A 15,750-nucleotide genomic window follows, 5' to 3' on the forward strand; every position below is an offset into this window, starting at 1 on the left:
GGGACACCGAACTTATGCCGCCGGGCGCGGGAGGGTCGCGTATGCAGGTTATCGCCCACGGTGGCGCGGGGTCGCCGCCCGACGAACCCGCCGACCGGCAGGCAGTGCTCGACGAGGCAGTCGCCAGCGGGGCCGAGCAGGCCGACCCGGTCTCGGCGGTGTGCGCCGCGGTCCGCGTCCTCGAAGTGGACCCGTCGTTCAACGCGGGCGTCGGGAGCGCCGTCCAGAGCGACGGCCTCCCGCGGACCGACGCGGGCTTGATGACCGCCGACGGCGAGGTCGGCGCCGCGGGCGCGATGCCCGGCGTCTGTCACGCCGTCGACGTGGCCCACGCGGTCATGACCGAGACGCCCCACGTCATGCTCGCCGGCGAGCGCGCCGTCGCCTTCGCCGACGCCGTCGGCGTCGAGGCGGGCCTCGACCTCTGGACCGACCGCACCCGCGAGCAGTGGGGCGACGACGAACCGCCCACCGGCGACCCCGACGAGCACCTCCAGTGGGTCCGCGACCACTTCGCCAGCGACGAGGACGTCGACGGGAGCGGCGCGGCGGCCGAGAGAGCCGCGCCGGACCCCCACGACCACGACACCGTCGGCGCGGTCGCTCGAGACGGCGACGCCATCGCCGCGGCCACCTCCACCGGCGGGCGCTGGCGGGCGCTCGCGGGACGAGTCGGCGACGTGCCGCAGGTCGGCGCCGGCTTCTACGCCTCCGAGGCGGGCGGCGCGAGCGCGACGGGCGCGGGCGAGGAGATAGCTCGCGAGGGGGTCGCTCGGCGCGCCGTCGGCCTTCTGGAGCGGGGCGCCGACGCCGAGGCGGCCGCTCGCATCGCTATCGAGGAGTTCGGCGCGGCGGCCGAGGGCAACGCGGGCATCGTCGTGGTCGACGCGGACGGGACGGCCGGCGAGGCGTACAACAGTCCGGCGATGCAGACGGCGCGGTCGAGTGATGCTTAGAACGTCTCGACTGCGAGCCCATCGACCGTTTTGAAGTCCCCGTCGGACGTGACCACGGGCTCGTTGAACTGTAGAGCCGTCGCGGCGACGAGCGCATCGCCGGGACCGAGTGTCGGTTTCTCGTCGCTGGTGAGGTGTTGCCCCTCCAGTACACCCGCGCGTCGGGCGATATTTTCGTCGATGTCGACTAGCGGTTTGTTCGCTACCAGTGCCTCGAACTTCCGTGCGTTCTGGTTCGAGTTCTCGCCGGCTCCGACGGCGACGTAGAGTTCTTGCAGAACGATAGCCGGCACACGCAACGGCACGTCTGCAGTTTCGAGTTCGAGAGCTTTCTCCTCGGCGTCGTCGTCCTCACCGAGTGCGATGAGAAAATCAGTATCGAGGATCATTCGTCGCCGTCGGTTTCGACGCCGAGTCGCTCCAGCCGTTCCTCGGTGTCTTCGGTGCCCTCGCTCTCCGACTGTTCGATTAGCTCTCTGTGCCGGTCAGGATCGGCGGGTGACTCCCCATCGGCGAAGTCGAGGAGGGTCCACTCGTTTGTGAGCCGGTCGATAGCCTCCGAAAACGTCTCGTCGGCCCGCTTTCGACTCTTGATCCGCTCGTACACGTCGTCGTCGAGGCGGACTGTCTTCGTCCCCATGTGTATACGTCGTTTACAGACACGGAAAAACATTGGTCCGGGAGTGCGTTTGGCGTCTCTTGGACACTGGTCGGGGGCGACCACCGCCCCGCGACACAGAAACCCTTTGACCGCAGGGCGCAAACCGCCTGCCATGAGCGACGTGGACCTGGAGTCCGAGCAGTACGAGAAGTGCCGAGAGGCCGGCGAGATACTCGCGGAGGTACGCGACGAGGCCGCCGACCGCGTCGAGGTCGGCGCCAGCCACCTCGAACTCGCCGAGTGGGCGGAGGATCGCATCCGCGAACTCGGCGGCAAGCCCGCCTTCCCCGTCAACATCAGCATCGACGAGGAGGCCGCCCACGCCACCCCGAGCGTCGACGACGAGGAGACGTTCGGCGAGGAGATGATCAACCTGGACATCGGGGTCCACGTCGACGGCTGGCTCGCCGACACCGCCGTCACCGTCGACCTCTCGGGCAACTCCGAACTCGCGGAGGCCCCCGCCGAGGCGCTCGACGCCGCCATCGACCTGATCGAACCCGGCGTCGAGACGGGCGAACTCGGCGCCGCCATCGAGGAGGTCATCGACGGCTACGGCTACAACCCGGTCGTCAACCTCACCGGGCACGGCCTGGGCCACTGGGAACAGCACACGACGCCGAACATCCCCAACAGGGCGGTCGCCCAGAGCGTCGAACTCGAAGCCGGCGACGTGGTCGCCATCGAACCGTTCGCCACCGACGGCGGCGGCAAGGTACAGGAAGGGAGCGACGAGGAGATCTGGGCGCTGGAACACGAGGGGTCGGTCCGCGACCGCAACGCGCGACAGGTGCTCGAACAGGTCACCGAGGAGTTCAAGACGCTCCCCTTCGCCACCCGCTGGGTCGACAACTCCCGCGCGTCGATGGCCCTGCGCCGCCTCCAGCGACAGGACGTCGTCCACGGCTATCCCGTTCTCAAGGAGGAGGACGGCTTCCTCGTCAGCCAGAAGGAACACACCGTGATCGTGACCGAGGACGGTGCGGAAGTGACGACTCGAAGCCGGTAGACGGTCGTCCGCGAGCGACCGCCTTTTTCGCCCACGTTTTTGCCGCGAGCGGTTCGCGCTCGCGCGAACCCGAGCGGGAAAAAGGTGGGAGCGACGGCTTCCTCGTCAGTCAGAAGGAACACACCGTGATCGTGACGGAGGACGGTGCGGAAGTGACGACCAGAAGTCGATAGCGAGACGCGAGCGTCTCGGAAACGCGAGCGGGAACGGCTGTGACCCGCGAGTAGCGCGGTCGACCGGAGGGAGGCCTCGGAGGCCGAACGGTGAGCGAAGCGAACCGTGAGGAGTAGCGCGGTCCGTACGGAGTGGGGACCGCGGAAACGCGAGCGGTGAGTGCGCGGCCGCTCACTCCTTCCACTCGCCTTGCTTGTCGCGCTCGTAGAGTTCGCCCATCGCCTGTCGGTCGCGCGGCCGATACGCCACGAAGATCGCGGCGAGGAAGCAGACTGCGACGGCACCGATGACGACCGCGCCGGGTATGCCGACGATCGCGGCGGCGGCCAGGGGGCCCGAGTCCGACGCGAACACGGTGATGCGCGCGATCCACGCGGCGAGCAACACGAGCAGCAGGGGGAGGTAGATCCGGCGGAGACGCCGGGCGAACGCCTCGGGGAGCGGCGTCTTCAGGGCCGGTCTGCGCAGGTCTTTGCCGAGTTCCCGCTGCCAGTCGGCGTGTTCGATGCCCGAATCGGGGTCGACGGCCGCGGCGAAGACGTCCTCTTCCAGCAGGCGGACGCGCGAGCGCCACACGTCGTAGGTCAGGTACCGTCGGGTGTCCACCACGTGGAAGACCTCGACGGTCACCATCCCGATCAGCAGGAGGTAGTGGGGGTTGTCGGGGCTGGTGAACACGAACGTCAGCAGCGCCGCCATGATCGTCACCGCCCAGTTCGTCGTCTGATCGAGTCGGCCGCGCCACGTGTTCGCGCGGTCCATCTCGCCGCGATACATGTGTCCGAGCAGGCTCGGCAGGTTCTCCTCGACGCGTTCGAGCAGGTCGCCGAGCGTCTCCGAGTCATCTGGATCGGGCTGGTCTGACATACCTGTCCGTAGTCGCGGCGGACGGGTGGCCTTTGTTCCACAGGTACGTGCTGGATACGTCGGTGTGTCGGGAGCGACCGCCTCGGCGCAGTCGACTGACCTCGGCGGACGGACGCCGACGAACTGAAGACGGGGGCGACGCAACCGGTGGCCATGGGAACGATCTTCGTCGCGTACGGCGGCGACGGCCGGGAGTCGGTGCTTGAGTTCGCCGCCGAGCGCGCACGCAAGACTGGCGACGAGCTGTACGTCTACCACGCGAAGGACGACGCCGCCGAGGAGACGGCGACGATCCGCGACGAGATCGACTCCGTCCTCGACCGGATCGCGCCCGACGTGCCGACCAAAGTCACGGTGGAGACCGGCAAAGGGGAGTCCGACCAGACGAACGTCTCCGCGCAAAAGCGGCTCACCGACGCGATACTCGACAGCGACCGCGAGTTCGCCTTCGTCGTCATGGGCAAAGTCGAACACGGCGCCGTCGAGAGCTTCGGACTGCCGAGCCTGACCGAGGCGGTCCTCGAGACACGCCACGTCCCCGTGGTGCTCGTCCCGGTCTGAATCGGTCTGGTCTGAACCGGTCCGGTCTGAATCGTCCATCTCTGGCAGTACTGCGGGCCGGACGCGGGTCCTCCCTCACCTGTCAGCCGTGAAACTCTGTGAACCGGTTTCTGCGGCTTTATCGGGGATGAGTCCGTACGACCGGACATGTCACGCGTGCTCGTCACCGGCGGACTCGGTGGCTCGGGCCGATGGATCGTGGACCGACTCGCCGAGGACGGCCACCGCGTCATGTGCGTCGACCAGCGCTTCGCGGAGAGCGAGCGCGGGAACGTCGACGTGCGCGTCGCCGACCTGACCGACCGCGGCGACGTGTTCGACCTGGTTGGAGCGTTCGACCCCGACGCGGTCGTCCACTGGGGCGCTATCCCGGACCCGCTGGACCACCCCGGCGGCGAGGTGTTCGAGAACAATATCGTCTCGACGTACAACGTCCTCGAAGCGGCGGGTCGCGCCGACGCCCGCGTCGTCTGGGCCTCCTCCGAGAGCGCGCTGGGCTTCCCGTTCGCCGCGGAGACGCCCGCACCGGACTACCTGCCCATCGACGAGGAGCACCCGCTCCGTCCAGAGGACCCCTACGGCGTCTCGAAGGAGGCCGGCGAGGCGCTCGCGCGGGCGACCGCCCGCCGGCACGACGTGCCCGTCGTCTCGATCCGGCCGTCGTGGATCCAGTACCCCGGCGAGTACGTCTGTACCGGCAACGAGCCCCCCGAAGAGGGCGTCGGCAACTTCTGGAGCTACATCGACGTGCGGGACATCGCCTCCATGGTCGCCGCGGCGCTGGAGGCGGACGTCGAGGGTCACGAGGCCGTCTTCGCGGTCGCCGACGAGAACTACGCCGGCCGCGACACCGCCGACCTGTTCGAGGCGTTCTTCGGCGCGGTGCCGGAGCCCTGCGAAATCGCAGGCGAGGAATCGTCTATCTCGAACGCGAAAGCCGCCGACCTGCTCGACTGGACGCCCGAGCACATCTGGCGAGAGGCCGCCGACGAAGACGTGGACGGACCGACGGTCTGAGGCCGCTGGCTGGTGGGAGTTCGCCCCGGGCCGCCACTCCGACTGCCCCGGGGCTCCACCCACTCCGACTGCCCGGGGGCTCCACCCACTTCGGTACCCGGCAACTTTTTGCGACGCCCGGTCGCCGAGAGAGACATGCGACTGACAGGCCCCCACGACGCGACGACGGCCGTCTTCGACCCCGAGACGGCCGCGTTCTCCATCGAACGCGACGGCACCGAACTCGTCACGCCCTCCGAACTCGCGGTCGAGAAGCTCTCCCGCGAGCTCCACGGCGTCGACTGGACCGGCGCTGACGTCTCCGTCGGCGACGCCCGCACGGTCGAGGAGACCTACGAGATGCCGAAGGGGAAGGCCCGCGAGCGCAGTCATCGCGCGGTCGAACAGACCGTCACGTACGACCACCCCGACGCGATGGGCGCGGTCGAAGTCGACCTCCGGGTCGCCGAGGAGGGCGTCGCCTTCCGCTATCGGGTCACCGGCGACGCGATGCAGCGCCACACCGGCGACGAGACGACGCTCTCGGTCCCCCGCGACACCGTCTCGTGGCTGATCCCCTTCGACGAGGCCCACGAGGCCAGCGCTCGCCAGCAACCGATCGTCGAGACCGGCGGCGAGTACTGCCCGCCGGGCCTGTTCCGGGTCGACGACGAGTGGCTGCTCCTCACCGAGGCCGGCGCGGACGGCGACTACGCCACGTCGCGACTCGTCGCCGGCGAGTCGGAGTTGACGTTCCACACGCCGGAGACGCAACTGAACGCCCACTTCCCGCTGGAGACGCCGTGGCGGGTCGCCGTCGTCGGCGACCTCTCTACCGTCGTCGAGTCGACGCTGGTGACCGACCTCGCGGGCGAGGCCGAGGTCGACGACGACTGGGTCGAACCCGGCCGCGTCGCGTGGTCGTGGTGGTCCGAATCGGAGAGTCCCGACGACTTCGACCGACAGCGCGAGTACGTCGACTACGCCGCCGAGCGGGGCTGGGAGTACGTCCTCGTCGACGCGGGTTGGCCGCGCCGGCGCGACGAGGTGCCCGACCTGATCGAGTACGCGAACGAGCGCGGCGTCGATATCGTCCTCTGGTCGCACTGGACCGACCTCAACACCGAGACCAAGCGCGACGAACGGCTCTCGACGTGGGCCGACTGGGGCGCCGCAGGCATCAAGGTCGACTTCATGGACAACGACGACCAGGGCCGGATGCAGTTCTACGACCGGCTGGCGAAGGCCGCCGCCGAGCACGAACTGCTCGTCAACTTCCACGGCTCCGTCGTGCCGACGGGGCTCCAGCGCCGGTATCCGCACGTCATGACCTACGAGGGCGTGATGGGCGCCGAGTACTACAAGTGGAGCACGGTCACGCCGGAGCACAACTGCACGCTCCCCTTTACCCGGAACGTCGTCGGGCCGATGGACTACACGCCGGTCACGTTCTCGGCCGACGCCGCACAGACCACGCCCGGGCACGAACTCGCCCTCTCGGTCGTCTTCGAGTCGCCGCTCCAGCACTTCGCCGACTCGATCGAGGAGTACGCCGCTCGACCCGAAGCGGAGGGGTTCCTCGAGGGCGTCCAGACCGCGTGGGACGAGACCCGCTTCGTCGGCGGCCACCCCGGCGTCGAGGCGACCGTCGCCCGACGGGACGGCGACGAGTGGTTCCTCGGGTCGATCACGGCGGGGCCACAGCGCATCGTGACCGTCGACTGTTCGTTCCTCGCTGGCGACGCCGACTCCGGTGACGAGTGGACAGCCCACGTGGTCCGCGACGACGGCGCGGACGGTCTGGAGTCGGAGACGTGGACGGTCACCGGCGCGGAGGCGCTGGACGTGGTCGTCCCGGAGAACGGCGGGTTCGCGGCGCGGTTCACGCGATGACCGTCGAGGAGCGAACGCGCGAAGAAGTCGACCGTCGACTGGAGCGACTCGAAGCCGAGTACGGGGCGTTTCCAGTCGCCGAGGAGACCGTCCAGAACGACCCCGAGTTCTTCGAATCGGGCGTCGAGATGGTCGAAGAGGGCTGGATCGGCGACGCCGGCGCGTTCGTGACCGACGACGAGAATCGGGCCCTGCTGATCCGTCACGAGTCCGAACCCGACCAGTGGGGGACGCCCGGCGGCGGGCACGAACCCGGTGAGACCATGGCGGAGACCGCCCGCCGCGAGGTCCGCGAGGAGACCGGAATCGAAGCCGATCTGACGGGCATCTTCCGGGGGCGCCGGAAGACGGCCGTCCACGCGGACGACCCCGAGCGGCGGTTCCAGATGCTCACGGTCTGGTTCGAGGGAGAGGCGCGCGCGACCGAGATCGATATCGGCGACGACGAGATCGCCGAGGCGCGGTGGTTCGCCGAGTCGCCGGATGCGGTACACGACTTTCTGGAAGACCGGATACGAGTGTGGGACAACGAGACGTGAGAGCGGTGCCGGGTCAGAGCCATTCGCGGCCGGTCTTCTGCAGTCCGTCGACTTCGTCGTGCGGGTAGACGGCCGCCATCGCGTCGACGATATCGACGAGTTCCGCTACCGAGATCGACTCGTCCTCGAAGAACAGTACCGAGTGATACGCTTCAGGCGAGAGTCGGGCGACGAAATCGTCGTCGTACGTGACGATGGTCCGGTCCGTCTCGACCGAGTACCGAGCGAGTTCCCCGTCGGGCGTGCCCTTGCCGAGGCCCGGGACCGAATCGACGTGTTCGGCGTCGTGACCTCCGGCAGCGAGACGCTCGGTCGCTTCGTTCTCGACGTTTTCGTCCAGAAGCAGTCGATACCCCACGGCTACTCGTCGGGCGGCGTGAGCGTCGTCCGGTCCTCGGCGTCCGCTATCCGCTCTTCGCGCCGTCTCTCGACGGCGTCCATCTCGTCTGGGTTCCGATGGTAGTAGGTGAGCGCCGCGTACACGTCCGCGAGCGAGAGGCCGTATCGGTCCGCGACCGACTCCGGGGAGAGACCGCGGGTTTCGACCTGCTCGCGGAGAAATCGGACACTCAGGCGCGATCCCTCGACGTGTGGCTCGTCGTGGATGTCCGAGTCTTCACCGGGGACGATGCCGCTCACCTGTTCCGTCGCCATCTACGCGACAGTTGTGCAGTTTCGGATTTAAACCTTCGCGGGACCATCGTTTCGACCCCCGACACTCATACCCCGTCCGCTCTCACACCCGACCGATGACGGGGACCTTCGTGGTACTGGAGGGGGCGGCGGGGACGGGCAAGTCCACACTCCTGCACGCGCTCGCCGAGGAGTTGCGCGAGCGCGGCGAGTCGGTCACGACTGTCCCGGAGTTCGCGGACTGCGAGGTCGGCGAGTTCATGGAGCGGACGCTCTCGGAGTACGGCGGCGAGGCGTTCGACGAACGGGCGCTCACCCTGACTGCGAGCGCGCTCGGCAGCCTCTCGTATCAGGCGGAGACGGTAGTCCGACCGGCGCTGGAGCGGGGGGACGTCGTGCTGACCGAGCGCTACCTCGACAGCGTCGCGGTCTACGACACGCCGCTGGTGGCGGAGCGCGAGGGGGTCGAGATGACCGAGACGCTGGCCGAGTTCGAGGCCGCGATGCCGGTCGAACCCGACCTCACGGTCCTGCTGACGATAGACGAGGCGACGAGTCGCGACCGCTTCGAGACGCATCGGCCGGAACTGCTGGCCGACGGCGAGACCCGCGACCGTCACACCGAGCGCCAGGCGCGCTTTCGCGACTTCGTGGCCGGTCGCGAGAACGCCGTCGTCTACGAGAACACTGCCGATGTGTCCACGGCTGTCGCAGAAATTGCCGAGAAAATCCCACGATAGCACAGCCGTTCCGGCGCGAGATGGACACAGTTATTCGGGGAGAGGGACAACACCGCTCCACCAGCCATGAGTCACGCAAGCACGCTGCGGGTGATCCGATGCGGGTCGTAGTGAAGTTCGGTGGGACGAGTCTCGGGAACGGCGAGCGCGTCACGCGAGCGGCCGACTCCATCGCGGCGGCCATCGAGAACGGCCACGAGGTGGCGGTCGTCGCCAGCGCGATGGGCAACACGACCGACGAGTTGCTCGGCGACATCGACTACGAGGCCGGCGACGCCGACCGCGCGGAGATCGTCAGCATGGGCGAGCGCACGTCCGTCCGAATGCTCAAGGGAGCTCTCGCCGCCCGCGGCATCGACGCCGACTTCTTCGAGCCCGGGAGCGAGGGGTGGCCGATCATCACCGACGAGTACGGCGAGGTCGACGTCGACGAGACCACCAAGCGCGCGAGCGCGCTCGGCGGCCAGCTGGGCGACATCGTGCCCGTCATCACCGGGTTCCTCGCCGAGGACCACCAGGGCAACGTCACGACGCTCGGTCGCGGCGGCTCGGACACCACGGCGGTCATGCTCGGCAAGTTCATGGACGCCGACGAGGTCGTCATCGTCACCGACGTGGAAGGCGTCATGACCGGCGACCCGCGCGTCGTCGAGGGCGCCCGCAACGTCGGCGAGATCACCGTCGACGAACTCCGCTCGCTCTCCTTCCGCGGCGCGGAAGTCGTCGCCCCCTCCGCGCTGTCCTACAAGGACGCCGGCCTCGGCGTTCGGGTCGTTCACTACCAGCACGACGACCTGCTCACCGGCGGCACGTCCATCGAGGGCGAGTTCCAGAACCTCATCGACCTGCAGGAGGACCAGCTGGCCTGCATGACCATCGCCGGTCGCGCCATCCGCAACAGCCCCGGCATCCTCGGCGAACTCGCCGACGCGCTGGGCGACGAGGGCATCAACATCGAGGCCAACTCCTCGGGGATGGACTCCATCACCTTCTACGTCAACGCCGAGGACGCCGAGGACGCCGAGGCCCTCCTGCACGACCGCGTCGTCGAGGAGGACGCCCTCTCCAGCGTCACGGTCGAGGACGAGATCGCCGTCGTCCGCGTCACCGGCAGCGACCTCCCGAACCAGCCCGGCATCGTCAAACGCACGATCGACCCGGTCTCGGAGGCCCACATCCACCTCTACGACGTGATCACCTCCGCGACCTCCGTCTCCGTGTTCGTCCCCTGGGACGACCGCGAGCAGACGCTCGAACTCGTCCAGGACGTGTTCTGAGCGGCCGACCCCGGCCGTTCCGCTTCGATCCGGCATCAGCCGAACGGCCCTCTCCTCTCGAACCCGTCACGAATCGATCGGCAGACGGCTATTGAACGGTCCGGAGATATCCCGAACGCTCGAACTGTCACAGCACTCTATATATTACCGTGATTTATATGCGAGAGGTCGGCAGGTCCGCGCATGAGTCAGGATCCGGGAGACGGGTCGGGGTTGGCTCGGTTGCTCCCGCGGGCGGTTCGTGAACGGTTCGTGTACAAGTTCTTCTGCTCGGTGCTGGTGGTGATGGTTCTCACGGCGGGGCTTGGCGCCGTCCTCTTCGGGACGACGACGGCGACGCTGACCGACCGGACCGAGGGGCAACTGGAGTCGACGGCGCAGTTACAGGCCGACGAACTGAGCCGATGGATCGACGGCGTCAGCCACCAGACGCGGCTGATATCGCAGGCGCCGCCGTTCCAGCGGGGCAACCGGTCGGACATCGACTACCACCTCCTCCGCCAGCAGCACCGCTACAGCGACGACATCCTCGACGTGCACTACGTGCACTCGCACAGCCGGGAGGTGCTGGTGAGCACGAACGACGGCGTCGAAGGGACGAACCTCTCGCAGGCGGGGGCTCCGTGGGCGCGTGACCGGGCGGAGACGGTCGGGCGCGTCACCAACGTCGCCGAGCGCGTCTACGTCGCGACCGACCCGTACGAGTCGCCGGCTTCGGGCGAGCGCGTTCTCGCGTTCGTCAGCGCTCCCCCGAAGAACACCGAGCACCTCGTCGTCGTCGAGGCGAACCTCTCGACCTGCGGCCGGTCGTTCGACCAGTCCGCCGAGTCGGCGTACACGACCGTCCACGGCGACGACAGTGCGCCGGTCTGCGGCGGGACGAGCGCCGGGTCGGCGGGAGACACGCCGGTCCCGGACGGCGCGCTCATCGCGAACGGCTCCGGAGTCTCGACGACGGGTGAGGAAGTGGTGGGCCACGCGACCGTCTCGGGGACCGGCTGGACCGTCCTCACGCACGTTCCGAAGTCGGTGGCGTTCGGCCTCCGCAACGACATCGCCACCAGCATGGGCGCGCTGATCCTCGTCCCACTGGTCGCGCTCGGACTCGTCGGCACGGTCATCGGCCGGCGCGCCGGCGCCGAACTCGACGAGCTGACCGCGAAGGCCGCCGCGATGCGCGACGGCGACCGCGACGTGACCCTACAGAGCGACCGCGTCGACGAGTTCGGACAGCTCACCCGCGGCTTCGCCGAGATGCGCGACGCGCTCGACGAGCAGATCTCCGAGACCGAACGCGCCCGCGAGGAGGCGGAGGTCGCGCGGGCCGAGGCGGTCGAGACGAACGAGTACCTCCAGGAGACGGCCGAACGCTACTCGGAGGTCCTCGCCGCCTGCGCCCGCGGCGACCTGACGCGGCGGATGGACCCGGACGGCGAGAACGACGCGATGGACCGGATCGCCGCCGACTTCAACGAGACGGTCCGGGAACTCGAACTGACGACCGGACAACTGCAGAGCTTCGCCGAGGAGGTTCGCGAGGGCGGCGAGGGCGTCCACACCAGCGCCGAGACGGTCAAAAACGCGAGCGAACAGGTCGCCGAGTCGATCCAGCAGATCTCCGACGACGCCTACGAACAGAACGAGCGACTCACGGCCGTCTCGCAGGAGATGGACGCCGTCGCCGACGAACTCGAAGCCCTCGACGCGGAACACGACGCGCTCGAGTTCGAGGACCCCCTCGCCCGCATCCGAACGGCCTCGAACCTGATCGCGGAGGCCGCGTCGACCGGGGAGACGGTGCTGGCCGAGAGCGAGACGGTCGCCGGCGCCGCCGAGGAGCAGGCCGCGGAACTCGCCGAGGTGTCGGCGCGGGCGCTCGAACTGAAGCGGACGGCGCAGTACCTCGGCGACGGCATCTCGCACTTCGAGACGGACGCGGAACACGAGTTCGTGTTCCAGACCGGCGACGGCGTCGACGCGCCAAGCGGCGAGCAGTGACCGGTCGCCACGGGCGGACCGGTGCTGGCGGTCCCGTCGACCGCCGGATCAGTCACCGACCGAAGTCGGGCCGCGGTCGCCGTCGCGGAGTTCGCCCCACGCGGGGAGTCGGCCGTCGTGGCCCCAGCCGTCGTCGGTCGCGCCCATCTCCGTCCGAACGTCGTCGAGGAGCGGGTCGTGGTCGCTGCCGGCGACGGCCGCGGCGTACCCTCGTCCGAACACGACGAACGCGACGACCTGACAGGCGAAGTTGACGCCCGCACCGACGACGTGGCCGACGAACGGGAGGCCAGCGAGCGGCTCGCTCACGAGGGGGAGCGCGCCGCCGAAGGAGAGCACCAGATAGACGGCGAACCCGACTGCGAGGACGCAGACGCCGACGACCCAGCGTTTCAGGTACGTGGGCGTGACGGCGGTCCGTAGGACCGTCCGGAGTTCGAGCGCCGCCCCGACCCGGCCGGTCAGCGCGAGGCGGGCGAGCGCCACCGGCACGAAGAACCACACCGGGAGCGAGAGAACGCCGAGGACGGTGGCCGCGAGGACGATCAGCGCGAGCGCTCCGACCGTCGCGCCCGTGCCGTTGCCGACGACCTCGCCGGCGGCGACGGCGACGACCCCGATCGTCACTCCGAGGGCGGCCCCCACACAGAGGTAGAGGTAGCCGACGAGCCACGTCTTCAGCCCGTGCGTCGCCAGCGTCCGCCACTCGGCGAACGTCGGGACGGGCGGCGTCTCGACTTCGTCGCGACCGGTCGCGGCGCTCCGGGCGAGCACTCGACCGTAGAAGCCCGCGACGAACACGGCCGGGAGGACGAAGACGCCCAGCGAACTCAGGAGCGCGCCGACGGCGAGCGTTCGAACGGGGCGGTCACCGGCCAGCACGTCCCGAAGGACGGTGAACACAGTTGAATCCCGTGTGGGAGTTCGCGGGGACGGGCAGTAAGTGTTCGGTCCGTGTGACAGGTCGCGACAGGGGCGAGCGGCCGACGCCTGGGGGCGCAGTTCCCGGCCCGGCCGACTTACGCCGTCCGTTCGAACCGGCGGTATGGCGACTGCACCCGCGGACAGCTGTGAGTATCGCCTCGAAGTCGGACTCGACGACGCGGACGAACGGAGCGAGACCTGCGAACGCCCGGTGTGGGAGGACCGCGACCGCTGTGTCTGGCACGCGACCGTCGACGGCAAGACCGCGGAGACGCTGGCCGCGGTCGAACCGGACTCGGGGGGCGTGCTGGACGGCGCGTACCTCCGGGAGGCGTCGCTCGTCGGCGTCGACTGGCTGGCCGAGGCGTCGCTCGTCGGCGCCGACCTCAGAGGGGCCGTCGTCAACGGCGCCGACCTCGGCGGAGCGGACCTCACGCTCGCGAACATGGCCGACCTGACGGCTATCGGCACGGACTTCACCGGCGCGACGCTGGAGGGGGCCGTCTTCACGAACGCCGACCTGCGGCGCGCGACGCTCGAACACGTCCTGACGAACGAGGCAGTGTTCTCCGACGTCCACGTCGGGGCCGGCACGCAGTTCAGCGACGTGTCCGCGTACGAGCGAGAGCCGGTCGAACCGACGCTGAGCGACGACCACCCGCTGGAGGCCGCGGCGTGGACGTACCGCCAGCTCAGGCGGATATATCAGGACAACGCGCTCCCGGGGATGGCCCAGCGGAGCTACACGCAGGAGAAGGACGCTCGCCGCCGCCTCGCGTGGAGTCGCGAGTCGTACCTGACGGCGCTGAAGTGGGAGCTGTCGCGCTGGGTGATGCGCTACGGGAGCAGCCCCTACCGCGTGCTCGTGGGGTCGCTGCTGGCCATCGTCGCCTGTGCCATCCTCTTCCCGCTGACGGGCGGGATCATGGAGATACAGGGCGAGCGGGCGATCACCTACTCCATCGAGGATCCGAGCACCGCGCCGCCGTGGTGGATCGGCCGCGTGTTCTTCAAGAGCCTCTATTTCAGCGTCGTGACGTTCGCGACGCTGGGCTACGGGGACATCCAGCCTATCGGGGCGTGGGCGCGGTTCCTCGCGGGGACGCTCTCGATCGTCGGATCGCTGCTCTCGGCGCTGCTCGTGTTCGTCCTCGCGCGGATCGTCACGTGGTGAGCGCCGGCGGGGTCGCGGAGCGGTCTCGACGGGTCGGTCTCGACGGGCCGCTCACCAGAACATCCCCGGCGACTCCTCGTCGGGTTCCTCGGCCGCGCCCGTCACGCGGAGCGCGACCGGGAAGAGGAGGCCCTGCGCGACGATCCCGACGAGCGCGACGCCGAAGACGAGTTCGACGAGCGCGGAGCGAAAGGGGAGTTCCCGGGGGACGCTGAGGAGGAGCGCGATGGGGATCACGGTGTGCATCCCGCCCCAGACGAGGACGTGCTGGAAGCGATACGGGACCGGTTCGGCGCCCGTCACGGTCACGAGGTTGGTCACGCCGTAGACGACGACAGCGCGGACGACGAGGACGAGGGCGGCGGCGAGCAACACTGTCGGAGCGTTCCCCAGCAGACGGCGCCACGGCGCCTGGACGCCGACGAGGACGAACACCAGCGTGAAGACGAGGAAGGCCGCGGTGTCCCACGTCCGCTCGATGAAGCTGACGTTGTCGGGGTGGACGGCCCCGCCCTTCCCGTAGAGGCCGATCACGAGGCCGGCGGCGACGGTCGCGAGGACGCCGCTGACGTGGAGGTAGTGGTCGGCCAGCAGGAAGCTCCCGTAGGCGAGGACGACCGTCGTCAGCAGTTCGGCCATGCGGTCCTCGATGGCCCGGAGGACGACCAGCGCGAGTACGCCCGCCACCAGTCCGACGAGGACGCCGCCGAAGCTCACCACGGTGATCTCGACGGCGATGTCGAGGAGGTCCGCCGGTCCAAGGAGCGTCGCGAGGTCGGTCCCGCTCTCGAACCGGTCGGAGACGACGCCGATCATCACGCCGTAGGTGACGACGGCGAACCCGTCGCTGAAGTGGCTCTCCACCTCCGCCAGCACCGCGAGGCGCTCGGCCGCGTCGGCCTCGCGGAACAGCGCGACGATCGCCACCGGGTCGACCGGGTAGATGATGACGGCGAACAGGAGCGTCACCACGAGCGGGAGGCCGAACGCGTAGCTCCCGAGCGTGCCCAGGAGCGCGACGGCGATCGGCAGTCCGAGGATCGGGAGCAGGACCGCGACGGGGAGCACCCGCAGGAACGATTCGGACTTGGTCTCCTGGGAGCCCTGGAAGAGGACTGTCGGGACCAGCACCATCAAGATCACGTCGGCGGAGAGCCTGAACTCGGGAGCGACGCCCAGCACGGTGGCAGCGACGCCGACGACGACGAGCAACACCGGATACACCACCTCGCTGGTGCGGGCGGCGAGGACGCGGACGACCGCGGCGACGCTCAACACGAGGATGACGCCGAGTAGGAGTGCGAACAGGTCGGCCATTGGCGGTGTGTCGCCGTCCGTCGGGACTCGC

Annotated in this window: 17 protein-coding genes; 10 read left to right on the plus strand and 7 right to left on the minus strand. The window is 69.1% G+C overall.

All coding sequences use genetic code 11. The features are described 5' to 3' along the window. Window positions 1–41: 41 nt before the first annotated feature. Window positions 42–956: an isoaspartyl peptidase/L-asparaginase gene (locus D1409_RS07495; RefSeq protein ID WP_123535635.1), complete on the plus strand. Its 915-nt coding sequence runs from the start codon at window positions 42–44 to the stop codon at window positions 954–956. On the opposite strand, the gene D1409_RS07500 is transcribed toward D1409_RS07495, so the two are convergent. Then, window positions 953–1,345, minus strand: a complete 393-nt coding sequence (locus tag D1409_RS07500) for a PIN domain-containing protein (protein WP_123535637.1) — start codon at window positions 1,343–1,345, stop codon at window positions 953–955. The two genes, D1409_RS07495 and D1409_RS07500, sit on opposite strands and share 4 nt — an antisense overlap. After that, entirely contained in the window at window positions 1,342–1,596 is a 255-nt protein-coding gene (locus tag D1409_RS07505) for an antitoxin VapB family protein (RefSeq protein ID WP_123535639.1), read from the minus strand. Before D1409_RS07505 ends, D1409_RS07500 begins: the two co-directional genes overlap by 4 nt. Window positions 1,597–1,729: 133 nt before the next feature. On the opposite strand from D1409_RS07505, the gene map reads away from it, so the two are divergent. Beyond that, on the plus strand, window positions 1,730–2,626 hold the full coding sequence (gene map / locus D1409_RS07510; RefSeq protein ID WP_123535641.1) for a type II methionyl aminopeptidase: 897 nt from the start codon (window positions 1,730–1,732) through the stop codon (window positions 2,624–2,626). 345 nt (window positions 2,627–2,971) lie between these two features. On the opposite strand, the gene D1409_RS07515 is transcribed toward map, so the two are convergent. Continuing rightward, a complete protein-coding gene (locus D1409_RS07515; RefSeq protein WP_123535643.1) occupies window positions 2,972–3,667 on the minus strand; it encodes a DUF2270 domain-containing protein in 696 nt (231 codons plus the stop codon). 153 nt (window positions 3,668–3,820) lie between these two features. On the opposite strand from D1409_RS07515, the gene D1409_RS07520 reads away from it, so the two are divergent. The 4 genes from D1409_RS07520 to D1409_RS07535 all read left to right on the plus strand — a co-directional run bounded on the left by D1409_RS07520 (window position 3,821) and on the right by D1409_RS07535 (window position 7,656). Then, the gene (locus tag D1409_RS07520; RefSeq protein ID WP_123535645.1) at window positions 3,821–4,228 is read left to right on the plus strand and encodes a universal stress protein; all 408 of its coding nucleotides are present in this window, start codon (window positions 3,821–3,823) and stop codon (window positions 4,226–4,228) included. A 147-nt stretch (window positions 4,229–4,375) separates the two neighbouring features. Further along, window positions 4,376–5,245, plus strand: coding sequence for an NAD-dependent epimerase/dehydratase family protein (locus D1409_RS07525; protein ID WP_123535647.1), 870 nt, complete (start codon window positions 4,376–4,378; stop codon window positions 5,243–5,245). 135 nt (window positions 5,246–5,380) lie between these two features. Further along, window positions 5,381–7,117, plus strand: a complete 1,737-nt coding sequence (locus D1409_RS07530) for a glycoside hydrolase family 97 protein (protein WP_123535649.1) — start codon at window positions 5,381–5,383, stop codon at window positions 7,115–7,117. Continuing rightward, window positions 7,114–7,656, plus strand: coding sequence for an NUDIX hydrolase (locus D1409_RS07535; RefSeq protein ID WP_123535651.1), 543 nt, complete (start codon window positions 7,114–7,116; stop codon window positions 7,654–7,656). The genes D1409_RS07530 and D1409_RS07535 overlap by 4 nt, the downstream gene beginning before the upstream one ends. A gap of 13 nt (window positions 7,657–7,669) precedes the next feature. Here the strand turns inward: D1409_RS07535 and D1409_RS07540 are convergent, their stop codons facing one another. Continuing rightward, window positions 7,670–8,014, minus strand: coding sequence for a DUF5615 family PIN-like protein (locus D1409_RS07540; RefSeq protein WP_123535653.1), 345 nt, complete (start codon window positions 8,012–8,014; stop codon window positions 7,670–7,672). Between the two features lie 2 nt (window positions 8,015–8,016). Next, on the minus strand, window positions 8,017–8,310 hold the full coding sequence (locus tag D1409_RS07545; protein ID WP_123535655.1) for a DUF433 domain-containing protein: 294 nt from the start codon (window positions 8,308–8,310) through the stop codon (window positions 8,017–8,019). A 95-nt stretch (window positions 8,311–8,405) separates the two neighbouring features. On the opposite strand from D1409_RS07545, the gene D1409_RS07550 reads away from it, so the two are divergent. The 3 genes from D1409_RS07550 to D1409_RS07560 all read left to right on the plus strand — a co-directional run bounded on the left by D1409_RS07550 (window position 8,406) and on the right by D1409_RS07560 (window position 12,304). Then, window positions 8,406–9,029 (plus strand): dTMP kinase, encoded by a 624-nt coding sequence (locus D1409_RS07550; RefSeq protein WP_123535657.1) that lies wholly within the window; start codon window positions 8,406–8,408, stop codon window positions 9,027–9,029. 98 nt (window positions 9,030–9,127) lie between these two features. Further along, window positions 9,128–10,306 carry an aspartate kinase gene (locus D1409_RS07555; protein ID WP_123535659.1) on the plus strand — a complete coding sequence of 393 codons (1,179 nt, stop codon included), beginning with the start codon at window positions 9,128–9,130 and terminating at the stop codon, window positions 10,304–10,306. A gap of 183 nt (window positions 10,307–10,489) precedes the next feature. Further along, entirely contained in the window at window positions 10,490–12,304 is a 1,815-nt protein-coding gene (locus D1409_RS07560; protein ID WP_123535662.1) for a HAMP domain-containing protein, read from the plus strand. 48 nt (window positions 12,305–12,352) lie between these two features. Here the strand turns inward: D1409_RS07560 and D1409_RS07565 are convergent, their stop codons facing one another. Continuing rightward, window positions 12,353–13,207, minus strand: a complete 855-nt coding sequence (locus D1409_RS07565; protein ID WP_164471602.1) for a DUF4013 domain-containing protein — start codon at window positions 13,205–13,207, stop codon at window positions 12,353–12,355. Window positions 13,208–13,349: 142 nt separating this feature from the next. Between D1409_RS07565 and D1409_RS07570 the strand changes: the two genes are divergently transcribed. Then, window positions 13,350–14,402: a pentapeptide repeat-containing protein gene (locus D1409_RS07570; RefSeq protein WP_123535664.1), complete on the plus strand. Its 1,053-nt coding sequence runs from the start codon at window positions 13,350–13,352 to the stop codon at window positions 14,400–14,402. Between the two features lie 51 nt (window positions 14,403–14,453). On the opposite strand, the gene D1409_RS07575 is transcribed toward D1409_RS07570, so the two are convergent. Beyond that, window positions 14,454–15,719: a cation:proton antiporter gene (locus tag D1409_RS07575; RefSeq protein WP_123535666.1), complete on the minus strand. Its 1,266-nt coding sequence runs from the start codon at window positions 15,717–15,719 to the stop codon at window positions 14,454–14,456. Between the last annotated feature and the right edge of the window lie 31 nt (window positions 15,720–15,750).

It is taken from the genome of Halosimplex salinum, from assembly GCF_003730195.1.
GTDB lineage: Archaea > Halobacteriota > Halobacteria > Halobacteriales > Haloarculaceae > Halosimplex > Halosimplex salinum.